Below are 18,952 nucleotides of genomic sequence, written 5' to 3' on the forward strand. Positions count from 1 at the left end.
GGGGGGGGGGGGGGGGGAAGGCTGGCCTTTTTTTGGAAAGGAAAGAGGCAAGGAAGGGATGGGGGGGCGTTTGCCTCGGCGTCCTTTGTTGTTCCCCCCCCCCCCCCCCCCGGCCCGGGTGCGCGAACCGGCGCGCACCCCTGAATCTCCTGCCGTCGGCGGTTCCCCGGCGCAGGTCAACGCGGTGGACCGCGGGATTAGGGGTATCCCGACCGGTGCGGCGACTGCATGATTGTGCAGTGGTTTTCCCGCCGGAGCGAGGCGGGGCGAGGAGGGTCGAGCGGGCATGGCGGACGGAGCCGAGCCGGGCACGGTGCACAGCGGAACACCGGACGGAGGCGGTCCGCGGGCCGCCGGGGACGCGCCGGAGGCGGTGCCGCCCCCGCCCGGACCGGCCCCGCAGAACCCGTGGCGCAACCACTTCCTGAACCTCCTCGACCGGCTTCCGCTGCCGATCGCGGTGTGCCGGGCGGACGGCGGGGTGCTGATCGCCAACCCCGCGATGGCCGCCGAGTGGGGCGCCCCGCCCGGCCGTCTCTGCGGCCGCAACCTGCTGGATCTCTTCCGGCCCCGCGACACCGCCCAGTTGGACCGGCTGACGGAGGCGCTGCGGCTCGGCCGCCGCTCGCGGTACCCGGTGGCGGTGGGCTGGCGGGGGACGGACGGGGTGGTGCGGCAGGGTGAGCTGTCCCTCGACCCGGTGGGCGATCCGTCGGCGCGGCCCCCGACGCTGCTGGCGCTGCTGAAGGTCCGGGAGCAGACGGCGCCGACCGCACCGCGCGGCCGGGTCAGCCCGGTGGAGGGGCGGATCCTGGCGCTGGCCGCGGGCGGCGCCACCACCGCGGCGATCGGCTCGGCGCTGGGACTGACCGTGGACGGCGTCAACTACCACCTCTCCCGGCTGGCCCGCCGTTGGCGGGTCCAGGGCCGTACCGCGCTGGTGGCCCGCGCCTACGTGCTGGGCGTCCTGGAGCCGGGCAGCTGGCCGCCGCGGGCCACCTGACCAGGCGTTGCGCCACCCGGTGCCCGGCCGCCCGCCCGGACAGGCGTACGGATAACCTCAAGGTGTGGAGGACAACCAGCAGCCCGCGTTCGAGCGGGGCACGGACGGCCCGAAGGTCATCGTCGTCGGTGTCGACGGCTCGGACTCGTCGTGGCGCGCCGCCGCCTACGCCGCCGGGCTGGCCCGCCGCCAGGGCGCGAAGCTGGCGCTGGTCTACATCCAGCCGCTGCTGCCCGCCGGGGCGACGATGGGCGCGCCGGTCGTCGACACCACCCACGAGGTGGCCGAGGAGCTGATGGCGGAGATCCGCCGGTCGACGGAGCGGCTGCAGGGGCTGTACCGGATCCGCTGGGAGTTCCACACGCTGCGCGGCGACCCGTACGCCGGGATGGTGCAGATGGCCGACGAGCTGCAGGCGGACGCCGTGGTCGTGGGCGCCTCGGAGTCGGCCGGGCACCGCATCATGGGCTCGGTGGCGGTCCGGCTGGTGAAGACCGGACGCTGGCCGGTGACGGTCGTCCCGTAGCGGACGCCTTTCCGATCTTCGTGGGGCCGGTGGCACCGGGCGGGTCAACTCCGCTGGTGGGCCGGGGTGCGCTGGGGCACGGTGAGAGGTGCACGGGCGGAGCGCCGCCCCGACCAGGGAGACCACCGTGACGGACCACACCTACCGTGTGACGGAGATCGTGGGCACGTCCCACGAGAGCGTCGACGCCGCGATCCGCAACGGCGTGCGGCGCGCCTCGCAGACCCTGCGCAACCTCGACTGGTTCGAGGTCTGCCAGGTGCGCGGCAACCTCGTCGACGGCGAGATCGAGCACTACCAGGTCGGCCTCAAGGTCGGTTTCCGGCTGGAGAGCACGGACTGACGCCCTCCGCGGTATGCCCCGGTGAACTCCCCGCCCGGACGGCGTGGGAGATGCCTTCCCCGCCGGCCGTCGAGGGTCCATCATGAGCCGCCGTCAGGCCACGACGGAGGTACGGAGGTCACCAATGGGGTTGCGTCCGGGACACGGCGTACTGCGCCGCAAACCGATCGAGCACATCGAGGAGGCCGAGGGCGGCTCGGCCCAGCAGCTGACGCGGGTGCTGGGGCTGTGGCAACTGACCGCGATCGGCGTCGGCGGGATCATCGGCGCCGGGATCTTCACGCTGGCCGGCACCGTCGCCAACGGCAAGGCCGGGCCCGCCGTGCTGCTCTCCTTCCTGATCGCGGGCGTCGCGAGCGCCGCGGCGGCGTTCTCGTACGCGGAGTTCGCCGGGCTGATCCCGAAGGCCGGATCGGCGTACACCTACGGCTATGCGGTCCTCGGTGAGCTGGCGGGCTGGTTCATCGGCTGGGACCTGTTGCTGGAGTACACCGCGATCGTGGCGGTGGTCGCCATCGGCATCTCCGGCTACTTCAGCTTCCTGGTGGGCGAGACGGGGGCGAAGCTGCCGGATTGGATGCTGGGCGCGCCCGGCACCGGCCCGGGCCACCGGGTGGACCTCTTCGCGGCGGTCCTCTGCCTGCTCATCGCGTATCTGCTGACGCTGGGGATCAAGAACGCGGCCCGCTTCGAGATGATCGTGGTGGGGCTGAAGGTGCTGGTGGTGGTCGGCGTCGTCGCGGTCGGCTTCTTCCACATCAACACCGCCAACTACCACCCGTTCTTCCCGTTCGGCGTCAGCGGCGCGTTCACCGGCGCGGCCACCGTCTTCTTCGCCGTCTTCGGTTACGACGCGATGAGCACGGCGGCCGAGGAGTCGAAGGACGCCCAGCGCCACATGCCGAAGGCGATCATCTACTCGCTGGTCATCTCGATGGTGCTGTACGTCCTGGCCTGCCTGGTGCTGACGGGCATGCAGAACTACCAGGACATCGACCCGGAGAGCGGCTTCTCGTCGGCGTTCAAGTCGGTGGGGCTCAGCAGCGTCGCGGACGTCATCGCGGTCGGCGCGATCATCGGCATCCTCACGGTGATGTTCACCTTCATGCTGGGCGTGACCCGGGTGTGGTTCTCGATGAGCCGGGACGGGCTGCTGCCAAAGTGGTTCGCCAAGACCCATCCGACCCGGCATGTGCCGACCCGGGTGACCTGGATCGTCGGGGCGGCGTCGGCGGCCATCGCCGGTTTCCTGCCGATCGGCGAGGCGGCGGAACTGACCAACATCGGCATCCTGCTGGCGTTCGTGGTCGTCTGCATCGCGGTGATCGTGCTGCGCTACAAACACCCCGAGCTTCCGCGGACGTTCCGCACCCCGGGCATGCCGGTGGTCCCCGCGCTCGGCGTGCTCTTCTCGCTCTGGCTGATCACCTTCCTGGAGTGGCAGACCTGGGTCCGCTTCGTGGTGTGGTTCCTGGTCGGCCTGGGCGTGTACTTCGGCTACTCCTACCGCCGCTCGGAGGCCGCGAAGGCGGAGCGGCGGGAGGCGGAGTCGGGCGACGGGACGGCCTGACGGCGTGCGGGCGGCGGGCCCCGGGGCGTTTCCCGGGGCCCGCCGCCTTTCGCGCGTCACGGCTCAGAAGACGAACGGTCCCGGATCCTGGGCGCCGGTGGCCTTGCAGGTGGCGGTGATGCCGAAGACGACGACCTTGAGGGAGGTCGCTTCGAGGCTGTCGCCGGAGGCGACGGTGCCGGTGAGCGGGCCGGTGCTGACGGCGCTGCCGGAGGGGATCTTCGGGTTGGAGCTGCCGCTGAAGGTGGCGGTGTCCGAACCGTTCTTGGTGAGGGTGAGGGTGGACTTGACGGAGTTCGCGGCCACGTCGATCGGGGCGGTGACGGCCGAGGTGGAGACGCTGATGGTGGCGGCCGTGCCGTCCTGGGTGGCGGTGAGCGTGGCGGTGCCCTTGCCGTAGGTGCCGCAGTCGAAGCCGAGGGTGGCGGTGTCGGGGTTCACCGCACCGGCGGCCGGCGCCATGGCGAGGGTGCCGACGAGTGCCGCGCCGACGGCGAGGGCGCTGCCGAGGGCCTTGCCGAGCTTGCCGTGTCTCATGTGGTCCGCCTTCGTGGGGTGGCGATGAGGTGGTCGGGGCGCCGGCCGCCATGGGTGCGGGCGGCGGGCGTCCGCGCGGGGCCGCGGCGCGGTCCCGTGCCGGCACACGGAGCTGACGTGTGTTCAGCAACCTGAATGCGGTGCCCATTGAGGCATGCCCCCGCGCAGAGAACAAGGCGGAGCCGCGGACTTTTTTTGACGTGTCATCGTCAAGACACCGAGGGGTGAGCCCTCGTTCCCGCGCCGGTCCGCCCTCTTGACGGGTACCGGGCCGCCCCCAAGAATGAGCCCGCCCTGACAACGTTGTCGGCCCGCTTGTCGCGCCGGTCCCGGTACCCGCCGCGCCGGGTGCGCCGGTGCCCCGCCGCGTCCGGTGGGCCGCGCAGCGCTCACTCCCGGAGGTCCACCCATGCCATGGCCCCGTCGTACCCGGCTGCGCACCGCCGGTGCGGTGCTGGCGGCCGCGCTCGTCGGGGGCGCGCTCACGGCCCCCGCCGCGCAGGCCGCGCCCCCGTCCGGCCGCCTCACCGACCTCGTCAACCCGTTCATCGGCAGCCGCAACGACGGCAACACCTACCCGGGCGCCGCCGTGCCGTTCGGCATGGTGCAGCTCTCCCCCGACACCGGCCACACCACGGGCTACGACTACGACGACGACCACATCCGCGGGTTCAGCGCCGTGCACATCTCCGGGGTGGGCTGCGGTCTCGGCGGCGATCTGCCGGTGCTGCCGACCACCGGCGACCTCACCGAGACCGACTACGCCAAGTACGCCGCCGCCTACACCCATGACGACGAATCGGCCCGCCCCGGCTCGTACCGCGTGAAGCTCACGTCGTACGGCGGGATCGGCGCCGAGCTGACCGCCACCGCCCACACCGGACGGCAGCGGTACGTCTTCCCGGCGACGGACAAGGCGAATGTGCTGCTCAACGCCGGGCAGGCGCTGCACAAGGTGGTGTCCGCCCGGGTCGAGGTGCTGGACTCGCGCACCGTGCGCACCACCGTCACCGGCCGCGGTTTCTGCCAGGACACCCGGCCGTACACGGTGTACACGCTCACCCGCTTCAACCGGCCGTTCGCCTCCTACGGGACCTGGCAGGGCGACCGGGTGACGCCCGGTTCGGCGGAGTCGACGGGGGCGGGGCGGCGCGGTGCGTACGTCCGCTTCGACACCCGCAAGGGCCGCACCGTCGAGGCGACCACCGCGCTCAGCTATGTGGACGCGGCGGGCGCGGCACGCAATCTGCGGGCGGAGGGCGGCGCCTCCTTCGACCGGGTGCGGGCCGCGGCCGATGCGGCGTGGGAGCGGCGGCTCGGGCAGGTGCGGGCGTGGGGCGGCGATCCGACGCTGCGGCGGACGTTCTACTCGTCGCTGTACCGCTCGTTCCTCGCGCCCAACACCGGGACGGATGTGGACCGCCGCTACCGGGGCTGGGACCAGCGCGTCCACCGGGCGCGCGGGTTCACGTACTACCAGAACTGGTCACTGTGGGACACCTACCGCACCCAGGCGCAGCTGCTGGCGCTGCTCGCGCCGCGGGAGTCGCGGGACATGGCGCTGTCGGTGCTGCGGGTCGGCAAGGAGAGCGGCTGGCTGCCCAAGTGGGGCTACGGCACGGTCGAGACCAACATCATGACCGGTGATCCGGTGACGCCGTTCCTGACCAACGCCTACCGGCAGGGGCTCCTGGCCGGGCACGAGGAGGAGGCGTACGCGGCGCTGAAGCGGAACGCCGACGGGGTGCCGCCGGCCGATTCCCCCGCGGTGGGCCGGGAGGGCAACGCGGAGTACCTCACCAACGGTTTCGTCCCGTTCCTCAAGGGCCGCCCGCACACCAAGCCCGGCGACTCCGACTTCGACCACGGCGGCTCGGCGACGCTCGAATACGCGCTGGCGGACGCGGCGTTGGCGGGGATGGCGCGCGATCTGGGACATGGCGCGGACGCCGACCGGTACGCGGCCCGCGCGCAGAACTACCGCAAGGTCTTCGACGCCTCGACCGGTTTCTTCCGGGCGCGGGACGGGCGGGGCGCGTTCACCGGGCCCGCCGATCCGGCGAAGAGCGAGGGGTTCCACGAGGGCACGGCCTGGCAGTACCAGTGGCTGGTGCCGCAGGACCTGCCCGGGATGATCTCCCTCATCGGCGGCAAGGAGAAGGCCACCGAGCGGCTGGACTCCTTCTTCGCCTACGACAAGCTGCTGGCGGACCCGGAGAAGACCGCGCGCGAGGTCTGGGTCAACGGCCCGTACGACTACTATAACGCGGACAAGTACAACCCGCAGAACGAGCCGGATCTCATCGCGCCGTACACCTATCTGTCGACCGGTCAGCCGTGGAAGACGACGGATGTGGTCCATGCGGCGCTGACGCTGTTCACGGACGCGCCGACCGGGATGACCGGCAACGACGATCTGGGGACGATGTCGGCGTGGATGGTGCTGTCGTCGATCGGGGTGTTCCCCGTCCAGCCCGGCACCGACACCTGGGGGCTGAGCACGCCGGTCTTCGACCGCGTCGACCTCCGCCTTGACCGGCGGTTCCACCCGTCGGGCGGCTTCACCGTGACGGCGCCCGGTACGTCGGCGACGGACCGCTACGTGCAGTCGGTGCGGCTCGACGGCGCCGCGCGGCAGCGGACGTGGCTGACCACCGACGAGCTGTGCGGGGCACGGGAGTTGGCGTTCACCGTGGGGGGTTCGCCGTCCGGGTGGGGCACCGGGGCGGCGGACGCGCCGCCGCCGATGGGCGCGGCGGCCGGGCGGCCGGGCCGCACCGGCTGACCACGGGCGGTGTCCGGGGCGGGCGGCGGTGTGCCGCACCGCCCCGGACGGGCGCTCAGCCCTGGAGCGAGGCCCAGAACTCGTCGAAGGACATCCGGCCGTCGCCGTCGGTGTCCTTGGAGTTGATGATCGTCTGGGCGGTGGCGCCGGTCAGGTACCGGTCGCCCATCTCGGCCATGGCGCGCCGGAACTCCTCGGCGGTGACCAGACCGTCGCCGTCCTCGTCGAACCGCGCGAACTGCTCCCTGGCCTTCTCGATGTCAGCCATGTGGGCCCCCTTCGTGTGCTGGACGATCCGTGTCGCTGATACGACCCGCGTACCTTAACCCGCAGGTCGGGCCCCGGCACGGGCCAGGTAGGGCGCGGTGCGGCTGCCGGGGGCGGCCGCGACCTGCTGCGGGGTGCCGGCGGCGACGATCCGGCCGCCGTCCGCGCCGCCGCCGGGCCCGAGGTCGATGACGTGGTCGGCGCCGGCGACCACCCCCATGTCGTGCTCGACGACCACGACGGTGTGCCCGGCGTCCACCAGCCCGTGCAGCTGACGCAGCAGCACCTCGGTGTCGGCGGGGTGCAGACCGGTGGTGGGTTCGTCGAGCAGGTAGAGGGTGTGGCCGCGGCGGGTGCGCTGGAGTTCGGTGGCGAGTTTGATGCGCTGGGCCTCGCCGCCGGAGAGTTCGGTGGCGGGCTGGCCGAGCCGCAGATAGCCGAGGCCCACCTCGCGCAGGGTGCGCAGGCTGCGGGCGGCGGCGGGGACGTCGGCCAGGAACTCCGCGGCGGCGTCGACGGTCATCGCCAGGACGTCCGCGATGGTCCGGTCCCGGTAGGTGATCTCCAGGGTCTCGGCGTTGTAGCGGGCGCCGTGGCAGGCGGTGCAGGGAGCGTAGGTGCCGGGCAGGAAGAGGAGTTCGACGGCGACGAAACCCTCACCCTGGCAGGTCTCGCACCGTCCGGCGGCGACGTTGAAGGAGAAGCGTCCGGCGGTGTAGCCGCGGGCGCGGGAGGCGTCGGTGGCGGCGAAGATCTTGCGGACCGCGTCGAAGAGGCCGGTGTAGGTGGCGAGGTTGGAGCGCGGGGTGCGGCCGATGGGCTTCTGGTCGACGCGGACCAGCCGGTCGACGGCGGACAGGCCCTCGGCGGAGGCGATCCGGGCGCGGTCGTCGGCGGTGTCCTCGGCGGTCGTGTCGTCCTGGGGCCCGGCCGGTTCCTCCGCGGTGCCCAGGTGGTCGCGGACGGCGTCGGCGAGGACCCGGGTGACGAGGGTGGACTTGCCGGAGCCGGAGACGCCGGTGACGGCGGTGAAGACGCCGAGCGGGAAGTCGGCGTCGAGTCCGCGCAGGTTGTGCAGGGTGACACCGCGCAGCGCGAGCGTGCCGGTGGGCGTGCGGGGCGTGCGCTCCGGGGGCGGCGCGGGGTCGAAGAGGAAGCGGCGGGTGGCGGACTCCGCGGCGTCGGCGAGCCCCGCCACGGGGCCGCTGTGCAGGATCCGGCCGCCGTGTTCGCCCGCGCGCGGGCCGACGTCGACCAGCCAGTCGGCGCTGCGCACCACGTCCATGTCGTGCTCGACGACGAAGAGGGAGTTGCCCGCCTCCTTGAGCCGCCCGAGGACGGCGAGGAGGGATTCGGTGTCGGCGGGGTGGAGTCCGGCGGAGGGTTCGTCGAGGACGTAGACGACGCCGAAGAGACCGGAGCGGAGTTGGGTGGCGAGGCGCAGGCGCTGGAGTTCCCCGGCGGAGAGGGAGGGCGCGGGGCGGTCCATGGCGAGGTAGCCGAGGCCGAGTTCGGTGAGGACCTCGATCCGGGCGACGAGGTCGCGGGCGAGGGTGGCGGCGACGCCGTCGTCATCGCGGCGCGCGGTGGGCGTCAGCAGGGCGGCGAGCGCGCCGAGCGGGCGGGCGGCGAGGTCGGCGATGTCGTGGCCGGCGAAGGTGACGGCGAGCGCTTCGGGGCGCAGCCGCCGTCCGGCGCAGACCGGGCACGGCTCGGTGATCATGAAGCCGCGGACGCGGGTGCGCAGCGTCTCGCTCTTCGAATCGGCGAAGGTGTGCAGCACATAGCGGCGGGCGCTCATGTACTGGCCCTTGTACGGGCGTTGGATACGGCCCGCCTCGCGGACCGGTTCGACGGTGACGACGGGCTGTTCGTCGGTGAAGAGGATCCAGTCGCGCTCGGCGGACGGCAGCTCGCGCCAGGGCCGGTCGATGTCGTGGCCGAGGGTGGCGAGGATGTCGCGGAGGTTCTTGCCCTGCCAGGCGCCGGGCCAGGCGGCGACGGCGCCCTCGCGGATGGTCAGCGAGGGGTCGGGGACGAGGGAGTCCTCGGTGACGCGGTGGACGCGGCCCAGTCCGTGGCACTCGGGGCAGGCGCCGGCGGCGGTGTTGGGCGAGAAGGCGTCGGAGTCGAGGCGCCCGGCGCCCTCGGGGTAGTCACCGGCGCGGGAGAAGAGCATCCGCAGGGAGTTGGAGAGGGTGGTGACGGTGCCGACGGAGGAGCGGGCGGACGGCGCGGAGCGGCGCTGCTCCAGGGCGACGGCCGGGGGCAGCCCGCTGATCTCCTCGACCTTGGGCGCGCCGACCTGGTGGATCAGGCGGCGGGCGTAGGGGGCGACGGACTCGAAGTAGCGGCGTTGCGCCTCGGCGTAGAGGGTGCCGAAGGCCAGGGAGGACTTGCCCGATCCGGACACCCCGGTGAACGCGACCAGCGCGTCCCTCGGGATGTCCACATCGACGGTGCGGAGGTTGTGCTCACGGGCGCCGCGCACCCGTACGTACGAGTCGGTCATCCCTCCATGATCGGGCACCGTCAGGCCGGGGCGAGAACCGCCCGGGCGCGGGCGCGTGCCTCCTCCCACGGCTGCGGGGTGGCGACGACCGCGCGGAGCGCCCTGACCTGGCGCGGCGGCAGTCCGGCGGCGAGGACGCCGGTGGCGGAGCCGTCGCGTCCGTAGAGGGCGACGGCGCTGCGGGCAGCGCGGTCCAGGACGGTGGTCTCCGTCCGGTCGGCGCCCGCGGTGAGCCCGTACGCCTGGAGCTTGATGCCGTACTGGTCGGACCAGAAGTACGGCACGGGGGCGAAGGGGCGGCGCTCGGGGGCGTCCGTGCCGGGCGCGGTCTCCGCGGCGAGTTCGGCGAGGAGGTTGCGGGCGGCGGCCATGCCCTGTTCGGTGGCGTTCATCCGGTGCTCGAAGCGGAGCGGGACGCCGTGCAGCGGGTGGTCCCAGCGGGCCACGTCCCCGGCGGCGTAGATGCCGGGCGCCGCCGCGCAGTACGCGTCGCAGCGCAGCCCGTCGGTGGTGTCGAGGGCGGGCTCGCCGCGCAGCCAGCCGACGGCCGGGTCGGAGCCGATGGCCAGCAGGACGGTGTCGGCGGGTACCTCGGTGCCGTCGGTGAGGCGGACGCCGCCGGCCGTGCCGGGCGCCGGGCCGGTGAGGAATTCCGCGACGACGCCGGTGCGCAGGTGGACGCCGCGGGTGCGGTGCTCCTCGGCGAGCAGCGCACCGACCTCGGGCCCCACCGCGCGGGCCATCGGGAGGGTGTCACGGCCGATGAGCGTCACCTCGTGCCCCAGCTCCCGCGCCACGGCGGCGGCTTCGCAGCCGAGGACGCCGTTGCCGACGACGGTGAGCCGGTGCCCGGCGCCGGCCAGCCGGGCGCGGAGCGCGACGGCGTCGTCGAGGGTGCGCAGGGTGAGGACGCCGTCGAGGCCGTCCGCGCCGGGCAGGGTGCGGGCGGTGACACCGGTCGCGACGATGATTCCGGCGCAGGCGAGGCGTTCGCCGCCGTCGAGGGTCAGCGTGCGGGTGGCGGCGTCCAGACCGGTGGCGCGGGTGCCGAGCCGCAGGTCGAGGTCGAGCGGGGCGAGCTGGTCGGCGGTGCGCAGCAGCAGCCGTTCGCTCTCCCAGGTGCCGTGGAGCAGCTGCTTGGACAGCGGCGGCCGGTCGTACGGCAGATGAGGTTCGTCGCCGATCAGGGTGAGCGGTCCGGTCCAGCCGGAGCGGCGCAGCGTCTCGGCGGCGGCCAGTCCGGCGGCGGAGGCGCCGACGACGGCGAGGGGGCGGGCGGTCATGCGTGCAGCTCGATGACGCCGGCGGGGCAGAGGGCGGCGGCTTCGCGAACCGCGTCGTGCCGCTCGGCGGGCGGCGCCGCGTCGAGCAGGACGACGACGCCGTCCTCGTCCCGCTGGTCGAAGACCTCGGGGGCGGTGAGCACGCACTGACCTGCGCCGCAGCACCTGTCGGCAGCAACGGTGATCTTCATGGCCGGTAACTCCTGGGGGGTGTGGGCGGGTTGGGGTCGATCATCCGGCGGAATGGACGGTACCTCCGTCGGCGGACGACGGGCAGGGCGCGATCACCGCGGTCCGGCATTCCGGTACGGACCGGGCGCCCGCCCGGGGCCGACGGCCCGGCCCGGTGCGGGTCGCCTGCGCCTCGCACCGGCCGCGTACCGGAATGCCCGCCGGGCGTCCGTCGCACCGTGCAGGACCGCGGGGCGCCCGGCCCGCCGCACCGCCGCCGGTATCCGTACGTCCGGCGTCCGCCCGCACCCCGTGCTCAGCGTCCCGCCTTGAGCCCGGACGCGGCGGCACCCCTGCTGAGCGCGGTCTTTCCGATCGCGTCGCGCTCCTTTACCCACAGCTTGGTGCGGGCGAGGTTGATGCTGCGCAGCGGTTGGCCGTGGGTGACGAGTTGCGGGACGTACTCCGCGTCGGTCACCCGCCAGCGCTCGCCGGGCCGCTCCGGCGGGGCGAAGCGGAAGCGCGCGACGGTGCCCCAGTTGGCCTCCCACTTCTTCATGGACCCGGTGAGCTGGTCGCCGAGCCCGTAGACCACCCAGACGCCGTTGACCTTCTCGTACGCCTGCGGGGCGCGCGAGCCGGTGCCGAGGATCAGGTCGAGGTCGGGGCGGCCGTCGGTCTCCGATGCGGTCAGGGCGCGGGCCAGGGCGAGTTGGGTGGCGTCGGGGACGGAGCGGTACTCGGTGCCCCACGCCACGCTGACCACCACGAGGTCGGCACCGGCGCGGCGGGCGGCGCGGGCGTCGGCGATGATCCGCTGTTCGTCGACGAGGTTCACCGCCCAGGGTTTGGCGCCGCGGTCGGCGCCGCGGTCCCCGAGGACGTAGGAGAGGTGCGCGACCTCGGCGCCGCCGCGCGCCCGCAGCAGCGCGGGCCGGGAGCCCTCGGCGGCGTCCCGCGCCGATCCGGTGTGCCGCATCCCGACGGTGTCCAGCGCCTCCAGGGTGGTGCGGACCCCGGCGTCGCCGCGGTCGAGGGTGTGTCCGGAGGCGGTGGCGCAGGAGTCGAACCCGGCGTCCTTGAGGGCGGTGGCGACCTGGGGCGGGGCCTGGAAGGCGCCGGAGCTGGTGAAGGGGCCGGTCAGCGGGCCGAGCGGGGTCCCCAGATGGCACAGGGCGAGGTCCGCCTCGGCGATGACGGGTTTGCTGCCCTTGAGCATCGGCCGGTAGTCGTACCCGGTCGGCGCGGCGCCGCGCCGGCCGAAGTCCGGCGCGTCGTCCTGTGCGGTGTCCAGCACCTCCGGGTACGAGGCGAGGACGTCCCCGGACGCGACGAGGGTGAACGGCGCCTTGGCCGCCGAAGGCGGCGGCGCACCGGCGTGCCCGCCCGCCGCTGCCGGTGCGGACGGGGCGGGGCGGGGCGGCGGGGCGGCCGCCGGGCCACCGCAGCCGACGGCGAGGGCGGCGACCAGGACGGTCACGGCAGAGCGGGGGTACAGGTTCATCCCTGACGCATATCAAGACGATTCTTAAGATAAGCGACGTAAAGTGTGGGTTGCTGGCATATCGCCCGGACGGCGGCCCGACGACCCGACGACCCGGCGGGATGCGCACGGGGGCGTGCGCACAGGGCGGCACCCCTCCCCGCGCGCGGGCCGCCCCCTGCCCTCCCACCCCGAACCGCCCTACGCTGCCCGGATGGACACCGGCAGCCGCCCCACCACGGACCGCTTCCCGCCCGGCCTGACCATGCTCCGCACGGTGCGCCGCACGGCCGGCGGACGGGCCTGGCTGGCGCGGCTGCCGGAGCTGGTGCGGGCGGCGGAGGAGCGCTGGGGGCTGCGGCTGGGCGCCCCGTTCGACGGCGGCAGCTGCGCCTGGGTCGCGCCCGCCGCGCTGCCGGACGGTACGCCCGCCGTCCTCAAGGTCGGGTGGCCGCACCGCGAGGCCGACGGCGAGGCTCCGGCGCTGCGCGCCTGGGCGGGCGCGGGCGCCGTACGCCTTCTCGACCACGATCCGGCGCTCGGTGCGCTGCTCATCGAGCGGTGCACACCGGGCACCCCGCTCACCGCCGCACCCCTGCCGCCGGAGGACCGGCTCACCCTCGCCGCCGAGGTGCTGCGCGGCCTGTGGGCGGTGCCGCGCCCGGCGGACGGCGGGCCGGAATCGATGGCGGCGGTGTGCGACGAGTGGGCCGCACTGGTCGAGGAGCGGGCCGGGCGGCTGCACGCCGGGTACGACGCCGGGCTGGTGGCGTTGGGGGCGCGACTGCTGCGGACGCTGCCGCGCGACTCCCGGCGGACGGCCGTCGTCCACGGCGACGCCAACCCGGGCAACCTCCTCGCCGCCCGGCGCCGCCCCTGGCTGGCCATCGACCCCAAGCCGATGACCGGCGACCCGGCGTACGACCCGTGGCCGCTGCTGATGCAGATCGACGACCCGTTCGCGCACCCCGACCCGGGCCCGGTGCTGCACGCCCGGGCCCGACTGCTGGGAGGCGCCCTGGACGAGGACCCGGCGCGGCTGCTGGCCTGGGCGGCGGCGCGCGGCGTGGAGAGCGCACTGCACGAGGCGGCGCACGGCGACGCGGCGGGCGGCGCGGACGAGCTGCGGCGGGCACGGGTGGCGGCGGACCTGGCGGGGTGCTGAGCGCCCGTACGGGCCCGCGGGACTGAGCGGCGCTCCCGGCCGGCGCACCCTCTTCACCGGCACCCACCGGACATCGGAGATGTACGCCCCGGGGCACGTGCTGCACCGGCGCCCCAGCTCCACGCAGCGCACCCGAACCGCGCGCCAACCCCCTTACCCGTAAGCCGGTTGCCCGTCCGCAATCCGTTCGCCCCTCCGGCGTACGCCCCGTGCGGGGCTTCCGGAACGTCCGGTGGGGAACCACCATGCGGAGGGGCCGGCGCGGCGGGCGGCCGTTCGTGTGCGCCCGTTCCCCGCCGCGCGCGCCGACTGGAGGCCGCATGGCCGTCGAACCGTCCCCGTCACACCGCTCCCCCGCCTCCCCGCCAGGACGGCACGCCCTCGGGGCGCCGACCCTGACCGCGGCGGGCAGAGGCGAGGACGGGACGGCCGGGCGCGCGGCGGAGCCCGGCGACCCCTGGGTGCAACTCCTCGCCGACGCCGACCCCGTCTGGCGGCGTCTGCCCACGGCGTGGCACGAGGCGCCGTTCCTCGGGAACGCGCTGCTGGGCAGCTGGGCGTCCGCCGAACCGGGCGCGCAGGCGGTGCGGTTCACCGTGCAGCAGGGCGAGATCCATGAGCACCGGCCGGAGTCCGGCGCGCCGTTCGGTCCACCGCGGCCGCCGGTGGGGCACTTCACGCTGATGCCGTGCGGCACGGTCACCGCGGCCGACTGGCGGCTGCGGCTGCGCGACGCCGAGCTGACCGGCTCCCTCACCACCGACCGCGGCACCCTCACGGTCCGCGCGCTGGTGCACACCTCGCGCCCCGTGCTCGCCGTCGAGGTGGTCCCGAGCACCGGGGAGCGGGCGTTCCGCTGGCGGTTCCGTCCGGCCGGGGCGGGCGGGCCCGCGCCCGAGGGGGACACCGGCCCGCCGCCCGCCCGGGTCGAGGAGCACACCGAGGCGCACGCCGCCGTGCAGCCGCTGCCGGAGGGCGGGGCGCAGGTCACGGCGTGGCGGGAGCGGGCCGACGGGTACGGGGCGCGGACGCTGTACGCGGCGGTCGTCCCGGCGCACCCGGGCCGCGCCGCCCGGCGCCGGGCGCTGCGGGTGGTACGGGACGCCGCCGCGGAGCCGTACGACGCGCTGGCGGCGGATCACCGGTCGTGGTGGCACAGCTATTTCCGCCGCGGGCTGCGCGCCGTGGCGGACTCCCGGTTGCAGCGGAACGACGGCATCCAGCTCTACCGGGCGGCGTTCCTCCCACCGCCCCGCGAGGGACTGCCGTAGCTCCCGGCCGGGCGGACGACCTGCCGATCGCGGCGGTGCGGCCGGAGCACGGGGCGACGGCGGTGTCCGGCAGCGAGCCTGCCGCCGGACGCCGCCGCACAAGCCGAGACCAGCCCCTCCCCATCACATCAACTCTGTGAAATTCACGTCTTGATCTGAGAACTTCACATGTGATTCTGTTTGAAGCATCATGAACGACGTGATCCCTGAGAACTCGACGTCTTCCGTGCGCCCGCGCCCGGTGGTCGGCGTCTCGCTGAAGCTCTACTTCGGCCTGGCGCAGACCCGGGCCTGGCTCGCGGAGGTGGCCGCGCTCCGCGACGCCCTCACCGCGCTCCCCCGCCCCGTCGACCTCTTCGTCCTCCCCGCCTTCCCGGCGCTCGCCGACGCCCGCGACCTGCTGGCCGGAACCGGCATCGGTTACGGCGCCCAGGACGTCCACTGGGCCGAGAGCGGCGCCTGGACCGGTGAGGTCTCCGCGGGCATGCTCGCCGAGACCGGCGCCCGCTACGTCGAGATCGGCCACGCCGAGCGCCGCCGCCACTTCGGCGAGACCGACGAGACGGTGGCCGCCAAGACCCGGGCCGCCACCCACGCCGGGCTGATCCCCGTCATCTGCGCCGGTGAACGCCGCGCCGACGGCCTCGCGGACGCCGTCGGGGAAACCCTCACCCAGGTCCGCGCCGCGCTCTCCGGCGCCGTCCCCGGCAGCGAGGTCGTCATCGCGTACGAGCCGGTCTGGGCGATCGGCGCCCGCGAACCGGCCCCCGCGCACCACGTCCGGGCGGTCGCCGACGCGATCCGCGGCGCGCTGCGCGACCACGACGTCCGCGGGCGGCTGATCTACGGCGGCACCGCGGGCCCCGGCACGTACACCGAACTGGACGGCGCCGTCGACGGACTGTTCCTGGGGCGCCTCGCCCACGACACCGAGGGCCTGCGCAAGGTCGTCGAAGAGATCGCCGGCGGCTGACCCGAACCGCCTTCCCCAACCCACCCGGCCGCCCGGCCCCGCCCCGTCAGGAGACCCCGTGACCACCGCCCAGGACCCCGTCCGCATCGCCATCGGCGCCGACGACGCCGGCATCGTCATGCGGGACGCGATGATCGCCTACCTCACCGAACGCGGCTACCCCGTCACCGACCTGAGCGCCGCGCCCTCCGAGGACTACCCGGACGTCGCCGAGCGCGTCGCACGGAGCGTGGCCCGCGGCGACCACGAGCGTGCCGTGCTGATCTGCGGCACCGGCATCGGCATGGCCATCGCCGCCAACAAGGTTCCCGGCATCCGCGCCGCGCAGATCCCCGACAGCTACAGCGCCGAGCGCGCCCGCAAGTCCAACGACGCGCAGATCGCCTGCTTCGGCAACCGCACGATGGGCGTCGAGGCCGCGCTGGTCTGCCTGGAGCACTGGCTGGCCTCGGAGTTCGCGGGCGGCGGCTCGGCGCCCAAGGTCGAGAAGATCCGGCAGGTCGAGTCCCGTAACCTCCTCACCGCCTGACCCGCCGAGCCCGCCAGGAGCCCGTCCCCTCCCCTCCGCACCCTCTTCCGAAAGGCGGTAACGACCATGCGCGCCGTTGTCATCGAGAAACCGAACAAGCTGAACGTGACCACCGTCGCGGACCCCACCCCGGGCCCCGGCGAGGTCGTCGTCAAGGTGACCGCCGCCGGACTGTGCGGCACCGATGTGCACATGCTCGCGGGCGAGTTCGGCCCCACCCGCTACCCGGTCATCCCCGGCCACGAGTTCTCCGGCGAGATCGTCGCGGTGGGCGCGGGCGTCACCGGCTACGCGGAGGGCGACGCCGTCGCCGCCGACCCGGCCATCTACTGCGGCGCCTGCCACTTCTGCGCCATCGGCCGTGGCAACCTCTGTGAGCAGTGGGGCACCATCGGCATCACCGTCGACGGCGCCTGCGCCGAATACGTCAAGGTCCCTGTCGGCAACCTCTACCGGCTGCCGGAGACCGTCCGCCTGGAGCACGCCCCGCTCATCGAGCCGCTGTCGACGATCGTCCGCGGCTTCGACATCGTCTCCCCGCAGCTCGGCGACAACTTCCTGATCTACGGCGCGGGCACCATGGGCCTGCTCTACCTCCAGGTCGCCCGGCGGGCCGGTGCCGCCTCCGTGTCCGTCGTCGACATCAACGAGGACCGGCTCGCGGTCGCCCGCCAACTCGGCGCCGACGCCGTCGCCACCACCGCCGACGCGCTGACCGACGACCACCCGCGCGGCTGGCAGGTCGTCACCGACTGCACCGGCAACATCCGCGCCATCGAGGACGGACTGACCCGGCCCATCCGCGGCGGCACCTTCCAGCAGTTCGGCTGCGCCCCCGACCAGGAGAAGGCGCAGTTCTCGCCGTTCCGCATCTACAACGACGAGATCCGCATCGTCGGCAGCATGGCGATCCTGCACAGCTACGGCCGCGCCGTGGAGCTGCTGGGCAGGGGCGTCATCGACTCCGAGACGATGATCACCCACCGCTTCGGCCTCGACCGGTACGCCGAGGCCCTGGAGACCTTCAAGAAGGGCACCGGCCGCAAGCTCCAGATCGTGCCCGACGGGTCGGCCGACTGATCCGTCGGTTCATGTCCCGCGCGTCAGCTCCGGCAGCCGGATGGTGGTCTCCTCGTCCGAGGGCAGACAGGAGACCACCGTGACGCCCGGCGCGTCGAGACCGGGACGGCCTCCGGGTGCTGAGCGACGTGGTGCGGGTCGCTACCCCACCAGCGCCGCCAGTTCCGTCCCCGCCAGCAGGAAGCCGCCGACGCCGAAGTCGGCGGTGGTGTCGCGGCCGACCGGCTGGCCCGACTCCGGGCGGTCGCCCTCGGGCTGGACGTAGCCGAGGAAGCCGTCCGGGTGCAGGGCCTGCGTGACCAGGGCATGCCAAGCGCGGGCAGCGACCGGCCGGAAGAGGCGGGCCGGGACGAGTCCGGTGCGCAGCGCGTAGGCGGTCGCGTAGAGGAAGAAGACGGTGCCGCTGGTCTCGGGGCCGGGCAGGTGCTCGGGGTCGCCGAGGTTGACGTTCCAGAAGCCGTCGGGGCGCTGGATGCGGCGCAGGGCGCGCAGCTCGGTGAGGAGGGCGGTGCGGTAGGCGGGCGCGTGCCGGTGGTCGGCGGGGAGCGCGGCGAGCACCTTGGCGTGGGCGCCGGCGACCCAGCCGTTGCCACGCGACCACAGCACCGGTCCGCCCTCCGGAGAAACGATTCCTCCTGGGAGGAAACGCTTGTCGCGGTACCAGAAGCCGCTGGTCGCGTCGTAGAGGCCCGGGCCTCCCTCGGCGTTGCGGGTGTGGGTGTAGAAGGTGTGCATCGCCGCCGCGTAGGCGTCGTCGCCGCGGACCGCGCCGAGGCGGGCGAACGGCGGCATCGCCATGTGCAGCGCGTCGTCCCACGTCCAGTCGGAGTGCTGGTCCGCCACGGAGTCGACCATCGCGCGCACCGACTCGTCCAGCGCCGCGATCTTCGCCTCGTCCGGTGCGCGGTCCAGCTCGTACAGGTCCAGGTAGGCCTGGCCCGCGCACTGGTTGTCGGCGTGGCGGGTGGTGGCGCCGTCGTTGAGTCCGTAGTCGTGCTTCTCGGCCCAGCCGCGGGCGTAGGCCGCGTAGCGGGGCTCGCGGGTCAGCCGGTGCAGGGCGAGCAGGCCGCTGAAGAAGGTGGCGCGGGCCCACTTGTTGTCACCGGGGTCGGTGTGCGCCCCGATCCAGTGATCGGCGACGCGCCGCAGCACGGCGATGATCTCCGCCCGTGCGGGCAGTCCGCCTCCTGCCTCCGTCCGCCCCGCCGCCGCGGCGCGGTCGTCGCCGCCCGTGAACGGGGAGATTCCACCCCCTACGGCCAGGACGGCGCCGGTGGCGAGAAAGTGCCGACGTTCCATGACACACCCCTTCCGGGTACGACGATCGGGCACGAGCACCACGGGACGGGCCGGGGCCGGGGACTGCCCGGACGGGGTGACGCGAGGCCGCGGGCGGTACCGGCGAAGTGCGGTGGGGCCCGGCGCAGCCCATCCCGTTCACGTACGGGAACGCT

At 74.1% G+C, this 18,952-nt stretch carries 17 protein-coding genes; 10 read left to right on the forward strand and 7 right to left on the reverse strand.

The features are described 5' to 3' along the window. Positions 1 to 286: 286 nt before the first annotated feature. The 4 genes from ACZ4U4_RS27500 (at position 287) to ACZ4U4_RS27515 (ending at position 3,442) form a co-directional block, all read left to right on the forward strand. Positions 287 to 1,003, forward strand: a complete 717-nt coding sequence (locus ACZ4U4_RS27500; protein ID WP_467879549.1) for a PAS domain-containing protein — start codon at positions 287 to 289, stop codon at positions 1,001 to 1,003. Positions 1,004 to 1,067: 64 nt separating this feature from the next. Beyond that, a complete protein-coding gene (locus tag ACZ4U4_RS27505; protein ID WP_467879552.1) occupies positions 1,068 to 1,529 on the forward strand; it encodes a universal stress protein in 462 nt (153 codons plus the stop codon). 127 nt (positions 1,530 to 1,656) lie between these two features. Further along, positions 1,657 to 1,872 (forward strand): dodecin, encoded by a 216-nt coding sequence (locus ACZ4U4_RS27510; protein ID WP_467879555.1) that lies wholly within the window; start codon positions 1,657 to 1,659, stop codon positions 1,870 to 1,872. A gap of 124 nt (positions 1,873 to 1,996) precedes the next feature. After that, on the forward strand, positions 1,997 to 3,442 hold the full coding sequence (locus ACZ4U4_RS27515; RefSeq protein ID WP_467879558.1) for an amino acid permease: 1,446 nt from the start codon (positions 1,997 to 1,999) through the stop codon (positions 3,440 to 3,442). Positions 3,443 to 3,505: 63 nt separating this feature from the next. On the opposite strand, the gene ACZ4U4_RS27520 is transcribed toward ACZ4U4_RS27515, so the two are convergent. Then, entirely contained in the window at positions 3,506 to 3,979 is a 474-nt protein-coding gene (locus ACZ4U4_RS27520) for a hypothetical protein (RefSeq protein ID WP_467879561.1), read from the reverse strand. Positions 3,980 to 4,388: 409 nt separating this feature from the next. Between ACZ4U4_RS27520 and ACZ4U4_RS27525 the strand changes: the two genes are divergently transcribed. Beyond that, positions 4,389 to 6,764, forward strand: a complete 2,376-nt coding sequence (locus ACZ4U4_RS27525; protein ID WP_467879564.1) for a GH92 family glycosyl hydrolase — start codon at positions 4,389 to 4,391, stop codon at positions 6,762 to 6,764. A gap of 55 nt (positions 6,765 to 6,819) precedes the next feature. Here ACZ4U4_RS27525 and ACZ4U4_RS27530 read toward each other — a convergent pair whose 3' ends face one another. The 5 genes from ACZ4U4_RS27530 to ACZ4U4_RS27550 all read right to left on the reverse strand — a co-directional run bounded on the left by ACZ4U4_RS27530 (position 6,820) and on the right by ACZ4U4_RS27550 (position 12,501). After that, positions 6,820 to 7,032, reverse strand: coding sequence for an EF-hand domain-containing protein (locus ACZ4U4_RS27530; protein ID WP_030279676.1), 213 nt, complete (start codon positions 7,030 to 7,032; stop codon positions 6,820 to 6,822). A gap of 54 nt (positions 7,033 to 7,086) precedes the next feature. Then, positions 7,087 to 9,543, reverse strand: a complete 2,457-nt coding sequence (locus tag ACZ4U4_RS27535; protein WP_467879567.1) for an excinuclease ABC subunit UvrA — start codon at positions 9,541 to 9,543, stop codon at positions 7,087 to 7,089. A 20-nt stretch (positions 9,544 to 9,563) separates the two neighbouring features. Then, a complete protein-coding gene (locus ACZ4U4_RS27540) occupies positions 9,564 to 10,826 on the reverse strand; it encodes an NAD(P)/FAD-dependent oxidoreductase (protein ID WP_467879569.1) in 1,263 nt (420 codons plus the stop codon). Next, positions 10,823 to 11,017: a ferredoxin gene (locus ACZ4U4_RS27545; protein WP_467879572.1), complete on the reverse strand. Its 195-nt coding sequence runs from the start codon at positions 11,015 to 11,017 to the stop codon at positions 10,823 to 10,825. The genes ACZ4U4_RS27540 and ACZ4U4_RS27545 overlap by 4 nt, the downstream gene beginning before the upstream one ends. A gap of 296 nt (positions 11,018 to 11,313) precedes the next feature. Beyond that, complete coding sequence (locus tag ACZ4U4_RS27550) at positions 11,314 to 12,501, reverse strand: CapA family protein (RefSeq protein WP_467879574.1); 1,188 nt, start codon at positions 12,499 to 12,501, stop codon at positions 11,314 to 11,316. Between the two features lie 193 nt (positions 12,502 to 12,694). Between ACZ4U4_RS27550 and ACZ4U4_RS27555 the strand changes: the two genes are divergently transcribed. From ACZ4U4_RS27555 to ACZ4U4_RS27575, 5 genes are all read left to right on the forward strand, one after another. Then, positions 12,695 to 13,645: an aminoglycoside phosphotransferase family protein gene (locus tag ACZ4U4_RS27555; protein WP_467879577.1), complete on the forward strand. Its 951-nt coding sequence runs from the start codon at positions 12,695 to 12,697 to the stop codon at positions 13,643 to 13,645. 320 nt (positions 13,646 to 13,965) lie between these two features. Beyond that, positions 13,966 to 14,916 carry a hypothetical protein gene (locus ACZ4U4_RS27560; protein ID WP_467879580.1) on the forward strand — a complete coding sequence of 317 codons (951 nt, stop codon included), beginning with the start codon at positions 13,966 to 13,968 and terminating at the stop codon, positions 14,914 to 14,916. A 199-nt stretch (positions 14,917 to 15,115) separates the two neighbouring features. Beyond that, positions 15,116 to 15,889: a triose-phosphate isomerase family protein gene (locus ACZ4U4_RS27565; protein WP_467879583.1), complete on the forward strand. Its 774-nt coding sequence runs from the start codon at positions 15,116 to 15,118 to the stop codon at positions 15,887 to 15,889. A gap of 58 nt (positions 15,890 to 15,947) precedes the next feature. Beyond that, entirely contained in the window at positions 15,948 to 16,418 is a 471-nt protein-coding gene (locus ACZ4U4_RS27570) for an RpiB/LacA/LacB family sugar-phosphate isomerase (protein ID WP_467879585.1), read from the forward strand. A gap of 66 nt (positions 16,419 to 16,484) precedes the next feature. Next, positions 16,485 to 17,498, forward strand: a complete 1,014-nt coding sequence (locus tag ACZ4U4_RS27575) for a zinc-dependent alcohol dehydrogenase family protein (protein ID WP_467879587.1) — start codon at positions 16,485 to 16,487, stop codon at positions 17,496 to 17,498. A gap of 141 nt (positions 17,499 to 17,639) precedes the next feature. Here ACZ4U4_RS27575 and ACZ4U4_RS27580 read toward each other — a convergent pair whose 3' ends face one another. Beyond that, positions 17,640 to 18,797 (reverse strand): glycoside hydrolase family 88 protein, encoded by a 1,158-nt coding sequence (locus tag ACZ4U4_RS27580; RefSeq protein WP_467879589.1) that lies wholly within the window; start codon positions 18,795 to 18,797, stop codon positions 17,640 to 17,642. Positions 18,798 to 18,952: the final 155 nt, after the last annotated feature.

Source organism: Streptomyces sp. NPDC029159, assembly GCF_055564055.1.